21 protein-coding genes and 1 riboswitch are annotated in these 23,194 nt (G+C 40.1%); of the genes, 10 read left to right on the top strand and 11 right to left on the bottom strand.

Annotation, left to right across the window (positions count from 1 at the left end; genetic code table 11):
- Positions 1 to 16 precede the first annotated feature (16 nt).
- Together NXG61_RS04980 and NXG61_RS04985 are read right to left on the bottom strand one after the other, a co-directional pair.
- Entirely contained in the window at positions 17 to 466 is a 450-nt protein-coding gene (locus NXG61_RS04980) for a fructose PTS transporter subunit IIA (protein ID WP_307224954.1), read from the bottom strand.
- Between the two features lie 17 nt (positions 467 to 483).
- Complete coding sequence (locus NXG61_RS04985; protein ID WP_307224956.1) at positions 484 to 2,394, bottom strand: BglG family transcription antiterminator; 1,911 nt, start codon at positions 2,392 to 2,394, stop codon at positions 484 to 486.
- A 340-nt stretch (positions 2,395 to 2,734) separates the two neighbouring features.
- Between NXG61_RS04985 and NXG61_RS04990 the strand changes: the two genes are divergently transcribed.
- From NXG61_RS04990 to NXG61_RS05035, 10 genes are all read left to right on the top strand, one after another.
- A complete protein-coding gene (locus tag NXG61_RS04990; RefSeq protein WP_307224958.1) occupies positions 2,735 to 3,295 on the top strand; it encodes a biotin transporter BioY in 561 nt (186 codons plus the stop codon).
- A gap of 27 nt (positions 3,296 to 3,322) precedes the next feature.
- Entirely contained in the window at positions 3,323 to 4,000 is a 678-nt protein-coding gene (gene bioD, locus NXG61_RS04995) for a dethiobiotin synthase (protein ID WP_307224960.1), read from the top strand.
- Positions 4,001 to 4,022: 22 nt separating this feature from the next.
- Positions 4,023 to 5,366 (top strand): adenosylmethionine--8-amino-7-oxononanoate transaminase, encoded by a 1,344-nt coding sequence (bioA, locus tag NXG61_RS05000; RefSeq protein WP_307224961.1) that lies wholly within the window; start codon positions 4,023 to 4,025, stop codon positions 5,364 to 5,366.
- A 290-nt stretch (positions 5,367 to 5,656) separates the two neighbouring features.
- Positions 5,657 to 6,595: an NAD(P)-dependent oxidoreductase gene (locus tag NXG61_RS05005; protein WP_307224962.1), complete on the top strand. Its 939-nt coding sequence runs from the start codon at positions 5,657 to 5,659 to the stop codon at positions 6,593 to 6,595.
- Between the two features lie 448 nt (positions 6,596 to 7,043).
- Positions 7,044 to 8,228, top strand: coding sequence for a methyl-accepting chemotaxis protein (locus NXG61_RS05010; RefSeq protein ID WP_196605194.1), 1,185 nt, complete (start codon positions 7,044 to 7,046; stop codon positions 8,226 to 8,228).
- 144 nt (positions 8,229 to 8,372) lie between these two features.
- Positions 8,373 to 8,564 carry a YwbE family protein gene (locus NXG61_RS05015; RefSeq protein WP_307224964.1) on the top strand — a complete coding sequence of 64 codons (192 nt, stop codon included), beginning with the start codon at positions 8,373 to 8,375 and terminating at the stop codon, positions 8,562 to 8,564.
- Between the two features lie 373 nt (positions 8,565 to 8,937).
- Positions 8,938 to 10,170, top strand: coding sequence for a beta-ketoacyl-ACP synthase II (fabF, locus tag NXG61_RS05020; RefSeq protein ID WP_307225009.1), 1,233 nt, complete (start codon positions 8,938 to 8,940; stop codon positions 10,168 to 10,170).
- 25 nt (positions 10,171 to 10,195) lie between these two features.
- Complete coding sequence (locus NXG61_RS05025) at positions 10,196 to 11,086, top strand: AraC family transcriptional regulator (protein ID WP_196605192.1); 891 nt, start codon at positions 10,196 to 10,198, stop codon at positions 11,084 to 11,086.
- 223 nt (positions 11,087 to 11,309) lie between these two features.
- A complete protein-coding gene (locus NXG61_RS05030; RefSeq protein ID WP_307224967.1) occupies positions 11,310 to 11,768 on the top strand; it encodes a MarR family winged helix-turn-helix transcriptional regulator in 459 nt (152 codons plus the stop codon).
- A gap of 121 nt (positions 11,769 to 11,889) precedes the next feature.
- A complete protein-coding gene (locus tag NXG61_RS05035; RefSeq protein WP_307224969.1) occupies positions 11,890 to 12,696 on the top strand; it encodes an epoxyqueuosine reductase in 807 nt (268 codons plus the stop codon).
- Between the two features lie 149 nt (positions 12,697 to 12,845).
- Here the strand turns inward: NXG61_RS05035 and NXG61_RS05040 are convergent, their stop codons facing one another.
- The 9 genes from NXG61_RS05040 to accB all read right to left on the bottom strand — a co-directional run bounded on the left by NXG61_RS05040 (position 12,846) and on the right by accB (position 23,186).
- Positions 12,846 to 13,532: an ABC transporter ATP-binding protein gene (locus NXG61_RS05040; RefSeq protein ID WP_196605190.1), complete on the bottom strand. Its 687-nt coding sequence runs from the start codon at positions 13,530 to 13,532 to the stop codon at positions 12,846 to 12,848.
- The gene (locus NXG61_RS05045) at positions 13,525 to 14,469 is read right to left on the bottom strand and encodes an oligopeptide/dipeptide ABC transporter ATP-binding protein (RefSeq protein WP_307224970.1); all 945 of its coding nucleotides are present in this window, start codon (positions 14,467 to 14,469) and stop codon (positions 13,525 to 13,527) included. The genes NXG61_RS05040 and NXG61_RS05045 overlap by 8 nt, the downstream gene beginning before the upstream one ends.
- Entirely contained in the window at positions 14,466 to 15,299 is an 834-nt protein-coding gene (locus NXG61_RS05050; RefSeq protein WP_196605188.1) for an ABC transporter permease, read from the bottom strand. Before NXG61_RS05050 ends, NXG61_RS05045 begins: the two co-directional genes overlap by 4 nt.
- The gene (locus NXG61_RS05055) at positions 15,299 to 16,240 is read right to left on the bottom strand and encodes an ABC transporter permease (RefSeq protein WP_307224973.1); all 942 of its coding nucleotides are present in this window, start codon (positions 16,238 to 16,240) and stop codon (positions 15,299 to 15,301) included. Before NXG61_RS05055 ends, NXG61_RS05050 begins: the two co-directional genes overlap by 1 nt.
- 2 nt (positions 16,241 to 16,242) lie before the next feature.
- Positions 16,243 to 17,796 carry an ABC transporter substrate-binding protein gene (locus tag NXG61_RS05060; protein WP_307224975.1) on the bottom strand — a complete coding sequence of 518 codons (1,554 nt, stop codon included), beginning with the start codon at positions 17,794 to 17,796 and terminating at the stop codon, positions 16,243 to 16,245.
- A gap of 13 nt (positions 17,797 to 17,809) precedes the next feature.
- Positions 17,810 to 20,128, bottom strand: coding sequence for a TonB-dependent receptor (locus NXG61_RS05065; protein ID WP_307224976.1), 2,319 nt, complete (start codon positions 20,126 to 20,128; stop codon positions 17,810 to 17,812).
- Between the two features lie 138 nt (positions 20,129 to 20,266).
- A riboswitch (cobalamin riboswitch) is annotated at positions 20,267 to 20,448 on the bottom strand.
- A gap of 62 nt (positions 20,449 to 20,510) precedes the next feature.
- Positions 20,511 to 21,299 carry a putative hydro-lyase gene (locus NXG61_RS05070; RefSeq protein ID WP_307224978.1) on the bottom strand — a complete coding sequence of 263 codons (789 nt, stop codon included), beginning with the start codon at positions 21,297 to 21,299 and terminating at the stop codon, positions 20,511 to 20,513.
- Positions 21,300 to 21,372: 73 nt separating this feature from the next.
- The gene (gene accC, locus NXG61_RS05075) at positions 21,373 to 22,743 is read right to left on the bottom strand and encodes an acetyl-CoA carboxylase biotin carboxylase subunit (protein ID WP_196605184.1); all 1,371 of its coding nucleotides are present in this window, start codon (positions 22,741 to 22,743) and stop codon (positions 21,373 to 21,375) included.
- A gap of 14 nt (positions 22,744 to 22,757) precedes the next feature.
- Positions 22,758 to 23,186, bottom strand: a complete 429-nt coding sequence (gene accB, locus NXG61_RS05080; RefSeq protein WP_307224981.1) for an acetyl-CoA carboxylase biotin carboxyl carrier protein — start codon at positions 23,184 to 23,186, stop codon at positions 22,758 to 22,760.
- Positions 23,187 to 23,194 lie beyond the last annotated feature (8 nt).

A 23,194-nucleotide genomic window follows, 5' to 3' on the forward strand; every position in this document is an offset into this window, starting at 1 on the left:
GTGTTTTAATAATGAATTAAAATTCCCGGTTAATAGAATTTAAAAGACTGAAGGCATCTTCATTTGTTTCACAGTCGAACAGCTTTTTTCTGAATTCATCGTTTATAAGTTTTTTGCTGACTTCGGAAATGGCCTTCAGATGTAATTTATCAGTATTTTTTTTTGGTACACCTATGAGAAATATTGCTTTTACACGATCTTTTGTGTCAGAGTCCCATTCAAACGGTTTTTTTACGGTTGCATAGGCAATAAATGCCTCTTTTACAGCATCTGTTTTCCCATGAGGGATGGCAATCGCATAGCCTATCGAAGTAGAAATTTCCGATTCGCGGCGCAGCACAGTTTTGATAAATTCGTGTTGGTCAGTTAATAGATTGGCTTCATCAGCTTTTGAAGCAATAAAGCTGATGACTTCGGAACGATTTCGGAATGGCTGGTTAATAAAAATCAGATTTTGTTTGATCACTTTTCACATCTCCCATGTTATGAACTCAGCAAATGAGCTAATTTTTTTCTGAAAATTTTTGCATCTTCATGACCAAATTTTTTGATTTCACTTCTTATATTTGAATGGACCATTTTCTTGTAAAAGGTTGAAAACAATGTCAAATTTGTCACAAATTGCTCCTTGGAAACGGCAAACATAAAAACATAGCGCACATCCGATATTTCCCAGTGTATTGGTTTGTGAAGACGGACGATAACCAATTTACTTTCTTTGACAAAATCTGGATTACCATGCGGGATCGCGATCGAGTCTACATCTGTCGAAGAGATATTTTCTCTTTCTATGACGCTTGCCAAATAGTTTTCTGTTACTAAATTGTCGTCATGAAGTGCGGCAACGGCACTTTTTATGATGTCATTACGTGAGTCGGCCTTTTCCACATCCAGTATTATTGCGTGCATAATGAAAAGTGCTAATAAATTATTGATGCAGTGCATTTCTATAAAATATTTTATTTGCCTGAGTTCATTTTGTGTAAGCAAAGGAGAAATGTAAATTACAGGAATACTTTCTGATTTTATGTTTTCTGTACACAAAACAAGATCAGCATCAATTGTTTTCAGCTGCAGAAAATGCTGAATGGATATGGTATCGGCAATTTCCACGGCGTGAAAGATTCTCTCGACCTTGGTTGCGATCAGACTTGCGGCAGCCATGCCGTAATGACATACAACCAGAATACGAAGTTTTTTTTCACCGCTTTTCATTCGTTCGATTCCCGCCTGAAAATGCAAGGTCAAATAAATCATCTCATCATTGGAGACCTTGTATGAAAATCTTGCTGAAATCACTTCAGCCGCAATAGTGGAAATTTCGAAACCGAGTGGATATTGATGCATTATATCGTGCCAGCTGTAATCAGGAGAAAATGCTTTTAATAAATCTCTGCGCAGAACTGTGGTGTAAATATGGATGGAAAGGCCGTTAAGCAGTTCATGATCGGAACTGAAATCTATTGATGTGCGTTCGAGAATTTTTTGAAATATCTCATTTATTACGTCACTCATATCCTGTACAAAGCGAGCGCTGTCTGACATTCTTTGTTTGCGCAGTGTCATAAATAAATAACAAAAATAAAAGGTTTCATTTTTATCACTGAGACACAGTATGGAAGACATTTTTTCAGCTGCCGACAAATATTCTCTTTCTTTATGCATGCCGTGAACAATATCAAAGAAAGCAGCTTCTATACGCATTTTTGGATAATTACGATGATAAAAGCGGATATAGAGGATCTGCAGAAAGAGCTGGCATACCGCTTCGTCAGTGAAGGTAAAAGCTGAAATGCCTTGAAGATAATTAAGCGCATCCGTCCCTTTCGAGATATCGTCAGAAGTAATATACCGCAGAATGGGGAAGTGTCTGACATGAAATTGTTTCAGCTCTTCATTAAAATCGATGCCTTGAATATACGGCTTCATAATCTCCGCGAAGCGGCTTCTTCTTTCGGCTTGGGTGGCAGTGCTGCGGATGCCGTAATGACGTACTGACTGCAATTCCTCAGGGTATTTTTTTAATAAAGCTGCCATAATTTTTTCGATAAGTGATTTGCTGACATATAAGGTATCAGCTATATCCTGCAAAACAATGAAACTATCATTAAAAAGCAGCATTAAGATTATTTGTTTCTCAAGCGGAAATTCAAGCATCAGGCCGGCAGTTTTTAATATATAAGGCATGTTCTCTATACCGTATATATGCAGCTGGCTTCCCGGCAATACTTCCGCCGTGGTACCATAACCCTGCATGAAATCGTTTATGTTTTGCAGATCTGATTTGACGGTTTGCATAGAAATATTCATAATTTCGCCAAGTTCCTTCAAGCCGGCTTTCGGGTTCTCAAGTATGTATTTCATGAGATTTACTTGTCGTCTTATTAATTTCATGTTATTCCCTCCGTCTGGACCAATCATAACAAATCTCTCCTTTCAGTAAAACTCAATATAATTTTGCAAATCCCAAAAAAAATGTGGGTTTTATTTTTTTATGTAATAATAAAAAAATCTTGCAAAAGCAATGATCCATATAAAAAACTACTATTGCGGTATATATTCTAACATTTAGAAATGTTTATCAAAATAGAAAAGATTTTAAGCTATTGTTAACTTTTAAAATTATATAGTTGACTATAGCTTATTTTTATGATTTAATAATTAACGAAAAGGAAGAGCTGGCTTCATATATATGTTTTTATTGATAAATTAATAATGCAGGAGTTGGTGAAGTATGTTTGAAAAAATAAATCAACGAGAAATCGTTTTATGCGGACTGTTTACGGCATTGATAGCGATAGGAGCATTTATAAGAATTCCGGTGCCGGTTGTACCGTTTACTCTGCAATTTTTATTTACGATGCTGGCTGGACTTTTGCTCGGCGGCAGATTGGGGGCTATCAGCGTAGGTGTATATGTACTGCTGGGGCTTATCGGTATGCCGATTTTTACTGAGGGCGGAGGTCTGGGGTATATATTGCAGCCTACCTTTGGTTATCTGATCGGTTTTGTCCTGGGCAGTTATTTGACAGGCTGTATTGCCAAAACTAAAAATTGCCCGTCATATAAAAGGCTTTTGGCGGCAAATTTGGCGGGGCTTATCATTGTTTATGCATGCGGATTGTTATACTGTTATTTTATTAGCAATTTTTATCTTGGAAAGTCAGTAAGTGCATGGATGGTATTTTTGTATGGGTTTGTTCTGGCTGTGCCGGGAGATTTTATACTATGTGTATTGGCCGCTGTACTGGGGAAAAAGATGATTCCTGTTTCTTGGTTGATATTGAGAAAATAATGCATTGAGGGGAGAAGTATTATCAGAATGAAAAGAAAAGCAAAAGGGCTGTTTATAACAGCTACGGGAACGGATGTCGGCAAAACATATGTAACGGGATTGATAATAAAAAAACTGCGTGAAGCAGGCTTGAATTGTGGTTATTATAAAGCAGCTATAAGCGGAGCGGACAGTGTGGGTGAAAGTGACGCCGGGTATGTAAATCGTATTGCCAATATTGGACAAACCGATAAAATGCTGGTGCCATATCTTTACAAAGAAGCTGTATCACCTCATTTGGCAGCACGCATAGAAAAAAATCCCGTAGAACTGTCTGTGGTAAAAGAAGGTTTTAGTAAAAACGCACAGCAATTTGATTATCTTACAATGGAGGGCAGCGGCGGTATAATCTGCCCTATTCGCTATGATGCGCGGCAAAAATTGTTTCTGGAAGATTTTATTAAAGAATTCTCTCTGCCGTCTGTTATTGTAGCGGATGCGGGGCTTGGTACAATAAATGCGGTTGTGCTTACGGTGGAGTATATGAAAAATCGTTCTTTGCCAATAAAAGGGATCATTCTTAATAATTATACGGGGGGAATTATGCAGGAGGATAATATCAGGATGATTGAGGCTATGACAGGGATAAAGATCGCGGCACTTGTGAAGGATGGCGACAAAGATCTTGATATAGAGGCAGAGGCGTTAGCTGCATTTTATGAATGATAATAAAGGTGAGGCGTATTGAATGAATAAGCTTGTTGAAGATGATCTGAAGTATATATGGCATCCATGTTCGCAAATGAAAGATTATGAGGAACTGCCGCCTATAGTTATTGATCATGGAAAAGGCAGCTATCTCTATGACATCAACGGCAATGAATATATAGATATTATCAGCTCCTGGTGGTGTAATTTATTGGGGCACTGCAATCAGGATATAAATGACGCAGTAAAAAAGCAACTCGATAAATTGGAGCATGTTATTTTTGCCAACTTGTCACATGCAGCGGCTATTGAATTATGCAGAGAACTGATAAAAATAGTGCCGAAAGGATTGACTAAATTTAATTTTTCTGATAATGGTTCAGCATCAGTGGAATGTGCATTGAAAATGGCATTTCAATATCATGCTCAAACCGGGCAGTCAAGGCGGACAGGCTTCATGTGTCTGTCTGAAGGATATCACGGTGAAACGATAGGTGCGCTGTCAGTGGGCAGCATGGATCTTTATGCTAAAATCTATAAACCTATGCTCATGGAAACGATCCATGTAGAAGCGCCGGACTGCTATCGCTGCCCGTATGATAAAAAGAGAGAAATATGCGGCTGCGAGTGTTTTGAGAAAGCCGAGGCAGCATTTGCCCGTTATGGGCAGGAAACAGCTGCGATGATCATTGAACCTCTGCTGCAGGGAAGCGCGGGAATGAGGATATATCCGCCCCTTTACTTGAGGAAACTGCGGAAGCTTTGCGATGAAACGGGTGTACTGCTTATCGTCGATGAAATAGCCACAGGTTTCGGACGCACAGGAAAGATGTTTGCCTGTGATTATGCAGGGATAACTCCCGATATTATGTGTATTTCCAAGGGATTGACCGGCGGCTATATGCCGATGGCAATGACAATAACTACTGAAAGGATTTATGCTGCTTTTTATGCGGATTACAGTGAAGGGCGGGCTTTTATGCACAGCCATACATACAGCGGCAATCCTCTCGGCTGCAGTGCGGCACTGGCAGTGCAGAAAATACTGCGCGAAGGCCGGGTATTGGAACATGCACAAACTACAGGCAAGTATTTACATGCTAAACTCAAAGAAGCTCTGGGGGAACATAGGAATGTCGGAGAGATACGCCATATAGGACTTATTAACGCTATTGAACTGGTTCGAGATAAAGACAGTAAAGAACCATTTGATGCCGGACTGCGTACAGGCTATCAGATATATAAAGAAGCTTTGGAAAAAGGATTATTGCTGAGACCGCTTGGCGATGTGCTGTATTTTAATCCGGCGCTTAATATAGACGAAAAAACACTGGATAAAGCTGTGGAGAAATGTGAAGCGGCAATACGGATGATATTGGGCTGATACATATTTTTGTAATGTATCATTTAAAGAAAACCGGGAGATTTTTACCGGTTTCTTTTTATCCGGGGACTACTATTCATGGTATTTTATTTGCACATTCAAATATTATAAAAGTTATTTCTGGTTGTGTTGCAACGATAATTGTTTTAAAATAATTTTTGTAGCAGGAAAATATAATTTGACGCTGCACAAATGGTGCATGGTGAAGAGAAACACTAAAATTTCGTATAAACCGAAATATAGGGTGAATTCTCAAAATAATATGTAAAATTAAATTGAGGAGGAATTTTATGAAATTATCAATAGTGGAGTCCATAGGAATTGATGAGAAAAAATGTCAGGAGCTTACAAGGAAGATATTGCATGACAGGATTGAAGTGGCATATTATAACAGCCCCGCCGATGACGAAGAAAAGATAAAGCGTTCTCAGGGAGCGCAGGCAGTTATGATTGCAAACAGGCCCTATAAGGACAATATTCTTGAAAAATGTCCGGAACTTGAAATGCTTTCAGTTGCATTCACCGGTGTTGATCATGTGGGGATGGAATATTGTCATAAGAAGAATATAATAGTGTCAAATTGTGCCGGTTATGCCAATGAAGCTGTAAGCGAGCTAGTCCTTGGCATGTGTATTGCGCTGTATAGAAAATTGGCTGAATGCGGCAAGGCTGTATACGACGGAAAGACAGGAGCGGGACTTTTAGGACTGGAGCTTGCGGGCAAAACATTCGGTATTATCGGGGCCGGTGCTATTGGGATGAAAACAGCTGCATTGGCAAAGGCTTTTGGCTGTGAGGTATATTGTTATAAAAGAACTCCTCCGCAAAACAGCGAGTATAAATTTTCTGACATGGATAGTATTTTGCGTACTTGCGATATAATTTCTCTGCATATGCCGCTTAACGACAGCACACGTGGAATGATAAATGCCGAAAAAATAGAATTGATGAAAAAAAATGCTATTCTGATAAATACAGCAAGAGGACCTATAGTTGATGCAAAAGCGTTGGCGCAGGCACTTGAAAACGGACAGATTGCAGGTGCAGGGATTGATGTTTTTGATGGTGAACCGCCTATACCGGAAGACAATCCTTTGCTGAAAGCACCAAATATTGTGCTGACACCGCATATAGGTTTTGCTACGAAAGAAGCATTGGAAAAAAGAGCTGTTATTGCATTTGAAAATGTGGCTGAGTGGCTTGATGGAAAACCGCAGAATGTAATGTAACAGTATGAAGTTCAGGGATCTTAGTTTGTATAGACTTAACTGTTTTGACGGGCATTATCGGCAGAAAATGAAAGGAATATCAACTTTTTTTATCTGGTTGAATAGAAAGTATAAATATGTAAAAGGATTATTATATCTGGGGATAAATATGATGCTTATCGGCATCATAGCATTTTTGAAAACCTTCAGGCTGATATGGATAGAATCAGCCTGAAGGTTTTATCTATTTAATTTCGATATGATATAGTAATTACAGGCTATAGAAAAATAAATCTAAATGTGAAAATATTAACATATAATGATAATTATTTTCACATTTAGATTGTATAAGAACGTAATATATTGTAGACTATTTAAGTAAATAAAATTGAATTATGCATAGCTAAGTGTAATAATTTCAATGGTTCATGGGTTATAAAATAAATGTATGCAATAAAGGGTGAACTTGATGATTTTTTCCAGAGTTAAAAAAGTAGATGAACGGGCTGATGTGGATGCATTGTTACAAAAAATGAAGATCGTACGGGATAATCTCAGCCGGAAAAATTATAAGCAGCAAATCAGCATTGCCAGTGATGATGACAGAGTACTGCAGATAGCAGCGGTGCTGAACGATATTGTTTCCATGTGCGGGCCGGGACAGGAAAAAGTCGTGGTAAAGAATGATTACGCCGAACAGTTGGCGCATGCAGAGACAGAAAATCAGAAACTCAGGGAAAATATAGCTAATATAGAAACAAGGCTGAAGCTGGTTAACAGCGCTTCGCAAGTTGGATTATGGGATTTGAGTCTTATAGGCGGTAATCCGGATAATCCGGACAATATTTACTGGTGGTCTGATGAATTTCGTCATTTATTGGGCTATACTGATGAAACTGATTTTCCAAATGTGCTTGAAAGTTGGAGTGATTCATTGCATATTGAGGATAAAAACAGAATATTGACCGATTTGTCAGGACATCTGCATAATTTGTCGGGGAAAAATCCTTATCCGATGGAATATAGACTTAAGCTTAAAAATGGAGAATATCATTGGTTCAGAGCCGATGGCGCTACTATTCGCAATGATAAGGGTATACCAGTCAGGGTCGCTGGTTCAATGTATGACATAACGGAAGAAAAGAATAAGCAGGAGCGGGAAAAGCAGTTGGTAGTACATTCCGAGCAGTTTTCTCAGGCAATTAAGCAATTGTCAGATACAGTGGGCAGTATTGCCGAGTCTGCACAGCGTATGACGTCCGCGCAGCAGACAACAATAGGAATGGTTAAAAAAACAAATCAGAGTGTCGAAGTGGCACAAGGTATAACTTTATTGATAAAAGGATTGGCAGATCAAACTAATTTATTAGGTTTGAATGCCGCAATAGAAGCAGCAAGAGCAGGACAGGAGGGCCGCGGTTTCCAGGTAGTGGCAGAGGAAATAAGAAAACTGGCGGGAGAAAGCACAGAAGCTGTAGGAAAAGTTGACAGCAGTTTGAATGAAATGGTGATCTCTGCAAAATCCATTTCCGAACAGGTACATAGCATGGATGAATACATACAAGTTCAGGCTGCTACTACGCAGGAAGTGAATGCCAGCGTCGAAGAAATAAATTCGATGTTTCAAAGTATATTGAGCTTGGTCAGAGAGTAACAGAACCTTTGGGTTTAAAAATATAAAATAACGGATAGATCTTGTTGAAAATATCTGTTTGGGACTGTATCTGTAAAACTATGTTATACTATATTTGATCAGTTACGTTAAAGGGTATAATAATTAGTGGAAATGAGGAATACGATGAACGGAACAGAACGAAAAAATATTCATCCTGGAAGCAGGGTAAAAATAGTACAGAAACAGCATCAAAAGACAGGGCAATTGACCGAAGGTATCGTAAAAGATATTTTGACCAATAGTCAGGTGCATCACAGGGGAATAAAGGTGCGGCTTGACAATGGCATTATCGGAAGAGTCCAAGAAATTTTATAAGTGGTCAAAATATATCCGTTTATTCAATATATAGCAGCTTTTGCCGGATTGAGGGCAATGGCAGCCGTGAAGAATAGAGACATTAACCAGGTTATTCAGAGCCAGCCTGTTATATGTCTCTATTTTTTATCGGCAGTATGAAGTTTTTATGTGTATAAATATTCCATCATGAATTTTGGCAAATAATATTGCTGCAGAGAACGTATATTTTATAGTTAAGAAGCTTGCTGAAATATTCTTAGAAAAAGTGGAGAATATATGTATTTTCAAATAAAAGCAAGGAATGTTCATTTCTAAAATTATTTCTATGATATATTTATTTCAGGCTGATGAGCCTTTGGTTAAATTTAGGAATGAACGGAGCTAATTAATGATAAAGCGAAGAGTTGTTATTACAGGTATGGGAGCGATTACCTCACAAGGTGTCGGTGTACCTGAGATTTGGAAGAAAGTAAAAAAAGGGATATCTGGTATCAGCAGGATTGAAAAATTTGATATAGAAAGATTTCCATCTAAAAATGCCGCAGAAATAAAAGTGTTCAATGCACAGGATTTCCTCAGCAAAAAGGATATAAATCACATGGATTTATTCATACAATATGCATTGGCTGCCTCTAAATTAGCCGTTGAAGAAAGTAAGTTTACTGCAGCGAGTATGGACAGCAGGAGGGCAGGTTCTATTATTGGAACAGGTATTGGCGGTATAGGAACGATAGAAAAGCAATATAACATTTTGCATAATAAGGGCATCGGACGAGTCAGTCCTTTTTTGATTCCGATGATGCTTCCGAATATGGCAAATGGGCAGATTGCGATAAAGTATGGACTGGAAGGGTTTTCCGAGTGCGTTGTTACCGCATGTGCGTCATCCAATAATGCCATTGGTGATGCATTTCAATTGATTCGTGATGACAAAATGGATTTTATGCTGGCAGGAGGGGCAGAAGCCCCGATCACTGAGCTTACTATAGCAGGTTTTACAGCAATGAAGGCTATGTCAAAAACAGAGGATGCAGTTACCGCAAGCCGCCCGTTTGATCTTTTCAGAGATGGTTTTGTTATAGGTGAAGGAGCGGCAATACTCGTATTAGAAGAGTTGGAGCATGCCCGCGGCAGGGGAGCGGACATCATTGCTGAAATTGTTGGATATGGCTGTAATAATGATGCTTTTCATATTACGGCCAATAAGCCGGAAGGAATAGCCGAGTGTATGAGGATGGCATTGGCAGACGCGGAAATTTCTCCAAATCAAATTGATTATATAAATGCACATGCAACGTCTACGCCTTTAGGTGATAAGAACGAAACGGAGGCAATTAAAAAGGTTTTCGGCCGGCATGCAAAAAAGATAGCTGTCAGTGCAACAAAATCCATGACGGGACATCTATTGGGAGCAGCGGGCGGCATTGAGACGATATTAACTGCCAAGGCAATACAGGAGCAATATTTACCGCCGACTATTAATTATAAAGCAGCTGATCCTGATTGTGATTTGGATTATATTCCCAATAGAGGACGCTGGCAAAAATGTTTTGCTGCGTTGACAAATTCTTTCGGTTTTGGCGGACAAAATGCTGCACTGGTACTTCGCCGGATTCAAAAGTGAAAATAACTTTTAGGAGCAGTATTCTATGGTCGATACAAGAGACACCATCAATCGCTGCATTTCATTCATAGAAAAAAATATTACAGGAAAACTTAGTTTGGATGAGATAGCGGCACATAGCTTAATATCAAAGTATCATTTGCATCGTATGTTCAGAGCACTGACAGGAGCACCTCTGATGGACTATGTTCACGCAAGAAAATTATCGGAAAGTATAGCCGATTTAATTTACAGTGATTTACGTATTTTGGATATTGCATTAAAGTACGGTTTTGAATATGAGCAGTCCTATATTCGTGCTTTTCGGCAAAATTTTAAGTGTACACCCCAGCAGGCACGCCGTGGAAAAGCATCGCTGAGGATTGTTGAAAAAATGAATATAAATGATATATATGGAGTAGAAAATTCAGCGATCTACAAACCTTTTTTTGTATTTCGCCCAAAGACCTATCTGATAGGAAAAAAGACTAAAATTGTAAATAAATCGGGTGATCGTGCAGCGAATGAACTGGGGAAAAAATTTTTTTATGGTGAACGAAGAAAGATTAAAAATGTATTAAATGAAAATATATATTATGGATATACAGATTGGAGTAATAGTAAAAATGGTTATATTTATTATATGCCTGCAGCACAGGTAGAAAATTTACAGGATGTACCGAAGGATATGGCAGGGATCGAGATTCCTGCCGGTAAGTATGTTGTTTTTCGTTTTGTTGGTTTTTTTCGACCTGAAGATCTTAATGGCCGCAAGATAGGAAGACTTTTAGTGCATATGTATACTAAATGGATTTTTGGCTCAGGCTATCGCTTCTCTGTCCCATTCCGTTTTGAATTAATTGACAGCAGTATAGCCGCTGATGATTACTGCGAGTTGGATATATATCAGCCAATTGAATCGGATCATAAAAATTAGTAAAAGCTGCATTGATATCAAGTAATATTATAGCAATGCAGCTTTTACTGACAGTTTTTTGAAAATAGTCTTGAGAGCTATCATGCAGCCGCCGGGGTAGCATGGTCGGGAATTTTTTGTATACTGATGCTTGACATGAAGTGAAAAAAAATAGTATTATTATAAATAATAGTGTATATACACATAGACTATATAGAACAAAAACAGCGGAGGCAGTTTATCTATGAAGGAACAAATGAATGAAGTATATCCTAAGCAACCCAGTCGATGTAATTGCATGAATCTTCGCAGAGCCTCCAGAGCAATTACCCAGTTTTATGATGATACACTGAAACCGAGTGGACTCACCGTTACGCAATTGTCCCTTTTGCGGCATCTTGGAACGGTGAAAACAGCCACTATCAGTGAATTGGCAAAAATGGTGCAAATAGACCGCACTACCCTGAATCGGAACATGAAACCGCTGATCAGAGAGGAATTTATTGATGTCAGGCAAGGCAGGGATTCGCGTACACGACAGGTAGCACTGACAATTCAAGGGAAAAATGCAGCAATCAGAGGCGTGGAATTATGGGAAGAAGCGCAGAACGCAGTAAAAGAATATATGGGAGATGATTTAACCAGACTTGTTCAATTGCTTTTAAAGTTGGAAACAATTGCTCACTATGATGAAAAAAGATAGTATGTATGAAAATTCTTGAGCAAAACTACTATACATGAATATATGTGTATGTACACACATTGATCTGTATACAACAGATAGAGATAATATAATAAATAATATTAAGCGGAGTGGGAATAATATGCTGATAAATGATATAAAAGCAAAAGTTAATGAATTTGTTTTAAAAAATCACCTGAATATAGTAGAACATCTTGATACTCTGTCCTCACCGCCAACTTCTTTTGAGCCTATGCAGATATATGAATTACCATTGATTGGTATTGCCGGCGCTGAAGATTCATTATGGAATACATTCAAGAGCGTTGATGTGATTGGGCCTGATCATATGTCTCCCGGTGAATGGCTTCCCGGAGCCAAGTCTGTAATCTCATATTTTTTGCCATATACCGAGAGAATCCGTGAGGCAAACAGAATTGAAAAGATGACAGCAACAGAGTGGCTTTATGGCCGCTGGGAGGGCGAATTATTCAATCAGGCATTGCGCCGGGTTATTATTGAATTAGTCGAGGGAAATGGCGGTCATGCGATGGCACCTGCTTTGAATGAACGATTTGCTGTCAAAAATCTTCGCGCAAATTGGTCGGAACGGCACGCGGCCTTTGTGGCAGGCTTGGGAACCTTCAGCTTGAGCCGATCGATGATTACAGCAAAAGGCGCCGCCGGACGGTTTGGAAGCGTGATAGTTGATTTTCCATTGGAACCGACGCAGCGATCCTATACGGAATTTGACGAGTACTGTATAAAATGTATGGCCTGTGTCCGCCGCTGTCCGCCGCAGGCTATTGATAAAACGGGAAAGGATAATGAACGCTGTAGAGTGTATATTGCTAAAGAAAAGGAAATGTACACTCCCCGCTACGGATGTGCCAAATGTCAAACAAAAGTACCCTGTGAAAATAGAATTCCGAACAATCGGCTGAGATAAAAATAATATTTCCGGCAAATATATACATTTGCCAGTTGTATTTTAATGCTTTTTGGGGCTGAGGCTGTGGGAAGGTCAATATATAATAATAAATACATTAGGTGTGAGAATTTTACCGGATCTATCGAAAATGGTCTGACTTTATAAAATTATTCAGACACGAATAATTTACCTTGCCTAAGATTTAAAGTTTCATCACAAAACCATTGCAGAATGGTCCGATCATGCGATATAAACAAATAGGTCATGTCCTTTTCAGTTTTTAATTTGCGCAGAAGCTGCATAATTTGCGCTTGAACGGATACATCCAGCATTGAGACAGGTTCATCAAGAATCAATATTTGTGGTTCAAGTAAAAGTGATCTGCAGATACTCAAACGCTGGAGTTCACCACCACTAAGCTGATGGGGATAACGTGACAGCAGCTGTCTGCGAATTTTAACCCAATATAAATATTTATCAATAAATATAGTCCACTCATCTTTTCTGCATAGACTATGTATCTTTATAACTTCTTCCAGCGATTTACCTACCGTAAATCTTGGTTCCCAAAAACATTCCGGTGACTGAGAAATAAATTGTACACGTCGTCTGAAGTGGAGCCAATTTTTGCGGTTGAAAGAGTTTAATGGCTGTCCGTCAAAAAATATTTTTCCTATATCTGGTGATGCAAGACCCAGTAAAATCCTTGCAAGGGTACTTTTCCCTGATCCACTCGTCCCCATTAGACCCAAGGACTGACCTTGCTTTAATTTTAAATTGCAGTGATCTAAAACCAAGTTGGGCGAACCGGCTTTATTTTGCCATGATTTTGTGATGTTCCGCGCTTCAAGCATATAAAAAACACCTGACCTTATGCATGTCGTCAACACTATATAGATTTGGATGGCTGTGTTTGCATTGTTTACTTGCATATGCGCAATGCGGTGCGAATCTGCATTGTCGGGATGACCCGTTTTTGACTGGACCATCTGGAATAGGATTAAAACCGTTTATTGGCAGGGCAGCGATTAACGCCCGAGTATATGGGTGTAAACCATTTGTATATACACTATTGGTGATTTCCATAATTTCTCCCGCATACATAACAACGACAACTTCACATATTTCTTCGGTTAAAGGCAGATCATGTGTAATCAATATCATACTTTGGGTTTTTTTTGTTTTTAAATGCAGCAGATTATGACTTACTTGCTGTCTGCTTTGCTCATCCAATCCTTTTGTCGGTTCATCTGCAAATACCCATTCGGGCTCACAGCATACTGCCATTGCAAATAATATTCTTTGCAGCATTCCTCCGCTCAGTTCATGGGGATACGACTGTAATATTTTTTCTATATCTGATAGACCCAATGAAGTTAAACTATCGCAAAGTTCCTCAACAGAAAAATTCCCTCGGCTTGCATTTTTACCGATATCATCAAACTGTTTTTTAATTTTTCTTATAGGATTTAAAGCGTCACTTGGTGATTGAGGGATAATGCCCCAGTGTTTTGATAAATTTGACTGTATTATAGCAAAGGGAACAGATAAAACATCAAAGCTATTATAAAAAATATGGCCGTGCACAGATGCGTACTTTGGTAATAGGCCTAAAAGGGCCAAAACCAGCACAGATTTACCGCAACCGCTTTCGCCTATGACCGCAGCAGCTATTCCATGACGGAAAACTACATTTATATCGGATAAAACATTAGCAGATTTCATAGAATTTGGGAATGCTACACACAAATGGTCAACACAAAAATCAGAAGTGATTTGTATGTCCTTCATCTTGTGACCTCATTGAAACGAACATCAAATGCCTCACGTAATGACTCACCAACAGCGTTTAAAGAATATATGAGAGCAAGGATACATCCTCCCGGAATCAAAAGTAAGTGAGGATAACTGCGATAATATACCAGAGCATCGCTGACCATAACGCTCCAATCAGGAGCCGGGGGTTGTACGCCGAGGCCCAGAAAACTTAATGCTGATATGGATAAAATACTTCTGCTCATGCGCATTGTGCCCAGAATCAGCAAGCTGCTGAACATATTGGGGACAATATGATTTATAATAATGCGCCGATTGCTGCAGCCGATGCATATGAGGCCCTCAATAAAAGGCTCCCCCTTGAGCTTTAGAGTCTCGGTCCGAATGATTCGTGAAAAATCAACCCATGAAGTAATTATCAGTGCTGTCAGCAAACTTGGCAAACCCGGTCCAAAAAAACCGGCTATAGCTACCATAAAACAGATTCCGGGGATCCCCTGAAAAATATTGCTAAGCAGCATAATGATCGTATCCGGCCACTTGCCATAATATCCGGCCAGGCAGCCTATGGCTGTGCCCAATAAGACTGCTGCCAGACTGGACAGCAGTGCCAATAAAATTGTGTAGCGACTGCCAAATAATATTCTGCTGAATAAATCTCTCCCCAATGAATCTGTGCCAAATAAATGTGTTGCGCCGGGGAACTGTAAACGATGCAGTATATCGGGCTGGAATGGATTAAATGGTACCAGCAGCGGTGCCGCAATTCCGGCAATTATAATTGTAGTTAAAATAAGCACTGCCAATTTAAATTTAATCGTCTTGAAAACAGTTTTATTTATCATCAATATTCCTCGAATCTTATTTTGGGGTTTAAGAGGTAGAGCAGTAAATCAAGTACCAGAGAAATAAGTACATATGTGCAGCCGGTAAACAATACATATCCCTGTAACAATGGATAATCTCTGAAGCGGATTGCCTCTATCGCCATTGAACCGAGTCCGGGCAGGGCAAAAATATTTTCTATTATAATTGAGCCGCCCAATATTTCCCCAAAAAAATTTCCCAAAATCGCTATTATAGGTAAAATAATATTGGGCAGTGCATATAAAAAAACAATCTGTCTATGCTGTATTCCGTGTGCCAAAGCTATAAAGCAGTAAGGTTTTCGTATTTCTTCAGCCAGCTTGTTTTTTACCAGACGACCGACAACTGCTATCGTTGTAATTGACAGGGCCATGGTCGGCAGTAAATAGCCTTTGTAATCTGTCACACCGCTGGTAGGTAGCAGCCGCAAAATTTCACCCATCACAAAAATCAGCAGCAATGCCAGCAAAAATCGAGGTGTCGCTAAAAAAATATCAAATAGATGCGAAAGTATCCTTATTGGCAGTGTCTTGGGGTCTAAAGCGCATAAAGTTCCCAAGATAATACCGCCTAAACCGGTGAGAAGCAATGCCGGTACTGCCAGCTGCAAGGTGACCGGCACTCGCATCCGCAATTCGGATAAAACACTGTTTTTATTGTGATAAGAATGTCCTAAGTCTCCGTATAAAGCCTTCTTGATCCATGAAAAATATTGTCTGTGCCAAGATGCATCAACCCCCATAGTTACGCGCATCTGTTCTATTTGTTCCTGCGTCGGAAAATATATGCCATTTTGGTCAAGGGTCATTTCTGCAGGATCTCCCGGTGCTAAAAAGGCAATGCTAAAGGTGATAATACTTATGCCAAATAAAACAGGAATAACAGACAGCACTCTCTTTACGATAAAATTCATTTTCATATTCATTCGTCCATTTCAATAGCCGACAAAGTAATTCCGTAGGGTTTGGCATCATAGCCGTGCAGACGGCGATCATAAGCAACAATAGTAACATCATTAAACAAAGGAATCACCGGTTGCTGCTCAACTGATATGTCCTGCAGGTGATCGAAAATTTCTTTGCGCTTTTTTTCATCCACGCAATACTTGACTTCCTGCATATATCTGCTGGCCGCTTCATCGTAGAAGCCTATATGGTCACTGACATTTCTGTTCCCCTGCGGCATCATAAAAGAGTGGAAAATAAAATACGGATCTCCATTTGGCATTCCTTGCTGTGATCTGGCCAAATCATATCTGCCATGTCTGAGCGCAGACAACATACTGGAATATTCCATAGACTGAATTTTTATATCAAGGCCAATTTCACTCAGCCAGAAAGCAATGAGTTCAGCTTCGCCTTTTTGTGTAACATCCGCTCCATTGATGCAATATACCATTGTATATTTTTTCCCCTGCAGCACTTCTGCGGCCAGGTGTTTTGCTTTTTCCAGATCATACGCAACTGGAATTTCTTTATAATACGAACTTGTATAATTGAGGATATTCACAGTAGGCGATGCATATCCTGCATATAACGTCTGCACCAATGCAGTACGATTTATCGCCAGACTGACCGCCCTGCGCATCCGTGGGTCATTGAATGGGAACTTTGTGCCATTTACCAATAAAAATCTTATTATCATTGACTTACTGACAGAAACAGCAAATCTATTATCTTTTTTTAATTCCTCTGCTAATACAGGGGTTATTGCATCCAGATCCATAACGCCCATGATTTCGCCTGATTTCAGCGCTGAATAACGAACCTCCGCATTAGGAATATTTTTGACAACGATTTTTTTAGTTTTTGCTGGAATACCATAATAATCGTCATTTCGTTCAAGCTTTACATATTTATTCATATTATTTTCTGTTATTTTGAACGGACCTGTACCAACAGCTGGTCCGTTAAAATTGCCGTCGTCATCAAAACATGCCGGGCTGTATATAGCGCTGCCATAATTCATCATATTATATGGTTGGGTGGCATTTGGCTGCTTAAATGTAAGACAGATAGTGTAATCATCAAATTTTTCATATTTTTCCAATCCCGGATAAAAAGAATCAATGTTCAGCAGATAAAAGTTTGATGTTTTTATTCCCTTTTTCATACGGTCAAAGTTTTTCAGTACAGCATCTGCGTTGAAACTTGTTCCGTCTTGAAAGCGCACACCTTTTTGCAGAGTGAACAGCCATACTTTTCCATTGTCGCGCATCTCCCAGCTGGTCGCAAGGCATGACTGCGGCCTGCCCGTTAATTCGTTGTCAGTGATCAATGGTTCCCATACCTGCAGGATTTTGCTGCAATAGTATCCGTCTTTTTCTCCCGGGGCCAGATGGCGGCCGGCAGCCAGAATAACAGTACTGGCTTCGGAGGAAGTTTCTGTCGGCTTATAATATTTTCCACAGCTGCAGATTAGTATAGTTATACATATGCAGCCAATTATGAAAATAGATTTTTTTAATGTATCCATATTGTCCAATTTTTTAAAAATCAATGCTGACACTTAATGATAAGGTGCGCGGTGTGGACAAATAAAGATTATCACCACGGGCAATCATCCAGTAATCTTTATTCAGCAAATTATAACACATAAGACTTATAGTGGCCGGATATTTCATTATCCTGGTTTTATAATTCACGCCTAAGTCGAAAGTCGTGTATGAAGGTGCCCATAATTTTTCATATAGGACAGGACTACGTCCGGTATACATAATACGACCAATCACATCAAAAGCATTGTCTGCCGCATATTTCAGAACCCCCACTGCGCTCCATGCCGGTCGTCCTGACTCCTGTATGCCATTATATTGGCCGTTTGCACTTTCTTCATACTTGGCGTTTAAATACGATATGCCCCCCATTGCACTCCATTTACGGGCAAAATTACCGCTTACTGCCAATTCAATACCCCGATGACGTAAGCTGCCCTCTTGTTCGTAATATGTCGATGAATCTTGTATAACATCAATATTATTTGCCTGCTTGATATCAAAAGCACTTAAGGTTGTAAGAAACCCTTTATTTGTGTATTTAATGCCGATTTCATTTTGTTTTGTCTTTGCGGGGGGCAAAATGGTTCCGGCATTTTTATATGTCGTACCGACCGGTGTACCCACATCAAAATTTTCGGAATGACTGGCATAAAAATATATATTTTCTGTTGGTTTATATGATACTGCGTATGTCGGACATATCGCATCGCTTTCCATATGTGAAGAAAGAGCGCCGGTGGCTGTATTGTAAGCATCGACCCTGCCATTGTGTTTGTGGACGCCGACCAGCAAATTAAATTTTTTATAATCGATGGAATCAAGAACGGACACGCCCCAAATGTTTGTTTTATTAGATAATGCTTTAAGATAATAGCCATTTGCATCACTCAGCTGATCAATAATACCGGTGTAGATATTTCCCGTGCCGATCATGTATGTATTGATGGACTTAGCCGCTTCGCGCTGGCGCCAGGTGCGGTCGGCGGCAATGGTAACCGTATGCCCTAGTTCCCCTGTTTTAAATGTTCCGGTTGCACCGGTTTGCAGATAATAAGACTCTTGTGGTGTGGTGGTGCTCTGGGTTTTTATTGCAAAATTTCCGGCATTATCGTTCAATGTCACGGCACTGTTTGCATACATGAGATTTTTATCCAGATTATTGCGCATAAAACCAGCGTTGAAAAATACCTTCCACTGTTTATTAAGTACTTGTTCATGGTTTAAAGCAGCGACCCAGCCGTATGAACCTTTTATCATGCCATCGAAAGAGTAATTTTTGCTGGCATCCGGCACAGAAGGAAACCTTGTTACATTATTTCCCAATAAAAACCAGCGCTGTCCATTAGTTATTTCGATATCGCGATACGACATAAACAGATTTGTAGTGCTTTTGGCACTGCGGTGATCAATATCCATAGATATACCCTTGGCTTTTACCTTCTCTTTGTCGATTGAAGTCTGACCGTTTAAATTCTCAGCGTTGATCCGTATGCCCCATTCATTGTCTCTGCCGAATCTCTGACCGATATCTAAATATTCACCCCATAGACTGCTGCCGGAAAAGGTTTGTGTATACCGGTTTAGCGGTTTATCACCGGCACGCTTTGTAACAAAATTTATAATTCCGCCGGCTGTATTCGATTCGTATTGTGTACCTGTTCCGCTGATACCGCTGTTAGGACCTGAAATTATTTCGACCTTTTCCACTACATTTGTAGGTGCGTTAAATTGGGTCCAGATCCCGGGAATACCGTTTACATATGAACTTGTGCCATTGGCTCGGAAACCTCTGAAAGTAAAATCGTTATGCAGCAGACTGCCGGATTGTCGTATAGAAGGCACATTTGCCAGTATACTGTCCAATGGCTGTGTTGGATCGCCAAAAGCTTCTATTGTTTTTTCCGATAAAAAGTAGGAGGAAAATGGGGTGTTCATTGTATCCTGCCTGCCCAGAAAACCGATATTTCCATATCTTTCTGCAAAACCGCCCGCATAAAAACTCCGGGTACCCTTTATCGTAATATCTTCTAAAATATATGCATCTAGAGCTGGCTTTACCGATGGTTTGCTGTTTTCCGATTGTATTGATGTTTCGCCGTGCTGCATGGTTTCAGATACATTTCTTGCGGCTGTCTTTTGCTTCTGACTTGCGCCGGCAGTATCTTTTTTATCCATGTCAGAAGAATCAGTTGAGGTGTTTTGTTGTGTTGCTGCATCAGCAGCAATACATACCGGGGATGTTGCCATACCTCCCAATAAAAAAAATGAACCGGAAAAAACACTTAAAATTAATTGCCTGGTCTTAATCATATTTTTCCTCCTTAAAATAGTTTCCATTGCATTTTATTGCGGAGGAGGAAAAACAAAAAAATTCTTCTGTGAAAAACAACAGAAGAATTAAAAAATGACAAAATAATAATACTATTCCCCTCCTATCACTCGTAGGTCAGCGGTAATGTTAAGCAGGCAGTTCTCCTGACTTAGGATCATCGTCCAAATGAGCCTTCCCAAAATTTTCATTTCAGTGACATTATTCAAATGGACTCTCCATCACAGTGGCGGGACCGTGCTGGTTTTACACCAGCTTCTCTATTGAGCCCGAAAGGGCACCTTACTCCTTACGATATTCAATTTTCCATATTCAATTATAGTATGTAAAAAAAACACCGTCAAGCAGAATATGGGATCTTTTTTACATTATTGCAAGCTGTGAGTTTGGAATATCAGTTATAAACATGTAGCCAGGAGCATGCGTTATCATAAGCTCTGGCTTAACAGTCATTGCAATTGATTGCGGAGTTACACCGCAGGCCCAGAATACAGGAATTTCTCCGTCCTGTATTTCCGAGCGTTCACCGAAATCGAGTTTGTTGATATCCCTGATGCCGATTGCGGCGGGATCTCCCAGATGGATAGGCGCGCCATGGACAAAAGGCATACGCGTAGTTATCTGCACCGCACGGATCGCATCGGCAGGTTTCATGGGACGCATAGATACGACCATTGGTCCATGAAAAACACCGGCCGGGACACATTCGATATTTGTTCGATACATGGGAACGTTATGATTGTCTGTTATATGGCGCACTTCGAGGCCGTCATCCAGCATAGGGCTTTCAAAGGAGAAGCTGCAGCCTAAGAGAAAGGCCACAAGATCATCCGTCCAATATTTTTCCAGAGTAGTAGTTTCTTCAGTCATTTCACCGTGCCTGTAGATACGGTAACGGGGGATATCATAACGCAGATCGGCATTAGGGGCAGTCAGCTTTGGAACAGGGCTGCCGGCCTCTGTGACATCAAGTACAGGACAAGGTTTTTTATTGCGCTGACAAAATAAAAGAAAATCAAATGCCAGCTCCTTAGGTAAAATGGCCATATTTGCCTGAGCATAGCCGTTACACATGCCGCTGGTAGGCATATCTATTTTGCCGCTGCGGATAAGATCACGCACCTGGGCCGGTGAGAAATTACTGTAATCCATAGTTTTTCCTCCTAAAATAATAAAGATTTTTCAACAGATGACTGTACTTCATACTGAATGTTTAACAGAACTGTTATTTATTTGGCAGCGGTTTTTTTAATATATTTTCGAGATGATCTTCCAGATAATTGGTATCGACTTTTCCCGCACAGAATGTTTCATCAGCAAGCAGGCTGCGATGCATATCTATAGTTGTTTTCACACCGGTAATGGTAAAGTTTTTCAGTGCATCAGACATTTTTTCAATGGCTTTGCCGCGTGTTGGCGCCCATACAATGACTTTGGCTATCATCGAGTCATAAAATGGGGTGATGATATTCCCTGCGTACATGGCGCTGTCAACACGGACACCGCTTCCTGCGGGCGGTTTATATGACTGTATTGTACCGGGGCATGGCATAAAATTATTATAGGGATCTTCTGCGTTGATACGACATTCTATTGCCCAGCCGTTTATATGAATGTCCTCCTGTGTCCATGGCAGAGTTTCACCGGCGGCGACAAGTATTTGGGCTTTTATCAAATCTGTGCCGGTTATCATTTCGGTGACAGGATGTTCTACTTGGATGCGTGTGTTCATTTCCATAAAATAGAAGTTTTTTTGTTCGTCTACGATAAATTCGACAGTGCCGGCCCCGCTGTAATTGACGGCTTTCGCGGCCGAAACGGCAGCCTGGCCCATTTTCTCGCGCAGCTGTTCCGTCATGACAGGAGATGGAGCTTCTTCAAGCAGCTTTTGGTGGCGCCTTTGCAGAGAACAGTCTCTCTCCCCGAGATAGACTGCATGACCGTAGTTGTCCGCCATGATTTGTATTTCTACGTGACGGGAATGAGTCAGATATTTTTCGAGATAAACTCCCGCATTGCCGAAGGACCTTTCAGCTTCCTGCGCAGCCTGATGGAGTGCTTTTTCCAGATCGGCGCTGCTGTCAACGACACGCATGCCTTTGCCGCCTCCGCCAGCGGTAGCCTTTATTAAAACAGGATAACCGATATTGTCGGCTATTTTTTTTGCCTCATTAAAATCAGTTATTAGATCTTTTGTTCCGGGAATGATCGGGACCAGTGCCGCAGACATGGTTCGGCGGGCGATGGCTTTATCCCCCATGCTGGAAATGGCATTGCTTGAAGGACCGACAAAGATTATACCCGCGTTGACACAGGCTTTTGCGAAATTGGCGTTTTCGGCCAAAAATCCATAACCCGGATGGATTGCATCGGCTTTGGCATGAATAGCTATGGTTATTATTCTTGAAATGTCCAGATAGCTTTTTTTTGCCTGAGAGGCACCGATGCAGTAAGCTTCGTCTGCCAGTTTTACATGAAGTGAATTTTTATCAGCCTCTGAATAAACGGCTACTGATAAAATACCCAGCTCGCGGCAGGATTTTATTATACGGACTGCTATTTCACCGCGATTGGCAATAAGAATTTTCCTTAACATGAGTACCTCTGTTTTTAATAAGTTTTTATTTTGAATAACGGTTGACCATATTCAACAAAGTCACCGTCTTTTACGAGAACTTCCACGATTTCGCCTTCTGCCTGCGCCTCAATTTCAGAAAATAGTTTCATGGCTTCTAAAATGCAAATAACTGTATTGGGATGAACTTTGCTTCCGGGCTGGACAAAAGAAGGCATATTAGGTTCGGGCGAACTATAAAAGGTGCCCACCATCGGTGCTGTTATTTCCTCTATTTTGTCGCTTTCTTTATTTACCGCTATTGCCGGAGCAGTGACGTCATCTTTTTTGACAGGGGCAAAATCGGATGGTACACTGTTTTTTTCTAGTAATATTTCTCCGTCACTGAATTTCACTTTAAGACGGTTCAGGGAAGAATGTTCCAGAGCATGCATCAAATCTTTTATTTCATCTAATTCAAACAAAGCATATT

Origin of the sequence: Pectinatus haikarae (assembly GCF_050916305.1) — a bacterium.
Classification (GTDB): domain Bacteria; phylum Bacillota; class Negativicutes; order Selenomonadales; family Selenomonadaceae; genus Pectinatus; species Pectinatus haikarae.

Coding starts and splice junctions, on each gene's coding strand:
- NXG61_RS05040 (WP_196605190.1), bottom strand. CDS start 13,532: ATGCTTGAAGCGCGGAACATCACAAAATCATGGCAAAATAAAGCCGGT.
- NXG61_RS05015 (WP_307224964.1), top strand. CDS start 8,373: ATGAACGGAACAGAACGAAAAAATATTCATCCTGGAAGCAGGGTAAAA.
- NXG61_RS05025 (WP_196605192.1), top strand. CDS start 10,196: ATGGTCGATACAAGAGACACCATCAATCGCTGCATTTCATTCATAGAA.
- NXG61_RS05055 (WP_307224973.1), bottom strand. CDS start 16,240: ATGAAAATGAATTTTATCGTAAAGAGAGTGCTGTCTGTTATTCCTGTT.
- NXG61_RS04985 (WP_307224956.1), bottom strand. CDS start 2,394: ATGAAATTAATAAGACGACAAGTAAATCTCATGAAATACATACTTGAG.
- NXG61_RS05035 (WP_307224969.1), top strand. CDS start 11,890: ATGCTGATAAATGATATAAAAGCAAAAGTTAATGAATTTGTTTTAAAA.
- NXG61_RS05045 (WP_307224970.1), bottom strand. CDS start 14,469: ATGAAGGACATACAAATCACTTCTGATTTTTGTGTTGACCATTTGTGT.
- NXG61_RS05005 (WP_307224962.1), top strand. CDS start 5,657: ATGAAATTATCAATAGTGGAGTCCATAGGAATTGATGAGAAAAAATGT.
- NXG61_RS05065 (WP_307224976.1), bottom strand. CDS start 20,128: ATGATTAAGACCAGGCAATTAATTTTAAGTGTTTTTTCCGGTTCATTT.
- accC (WP_196605184.1), bottom strand. CDS start 22,743: ATGTTAAGGAAAATTCTTATTGCCAATCGCGGTGAAATAGCAGTCCGT.
- NXG61_RS05050 (WP_196605188.1), bottom strand. CDS start 15,299: ATGATAAATAAAACTGTTTTCAAGACGATTAAATTTAAATTGGCAGTG.
- NXG61_RS05010 (WP_196605194.1), top strand. CDS start 7,044: ATGATTTTTTCCAGAGTTAAAAAAGTAGATGAACGGGCTGATGTGGAT.
- bioD (WP_307224960.1), top strand. CDS start 3,323: ATGAAAAGAAAAGCAAAAGGGCTGTTTATAACAGCTACGGGAACGGAT.
- bioA (WP_307224961.1), top strand. CDS start 4,023: ATGAATAAGCTTGTTGAAGATGATCTGAAGTATATATGGCATCCATGT.
- NXG61_RS04990 (WP_307224958.1), top strand. CDS start 2,735: ATGTTTGAAAAAATAAATCAACGAGAAATCGTTTTATGCGGACTGTTT.
- NXG61_RS05060 (WP_307224975.1), bottom strand. CDS start 17,796: ATGGATACATTAAAAAAATCTATTTTCATAATTGGCTGCATATGTATA.
- NXG61_RS05070 (WP_307224978.1), bottom strand. CDS start 21,299: ATGGATTACAGTAATTTCTCACCGGCCCAGGTGCGTGATCTTATCCGC.
- NXG61_RS05030 (WP_307224967.1), top strand. CDS start 11,310: ATGAAGGAACAAATGAATGAAGTATATCCTAAGCAACCCAGTCGATGT.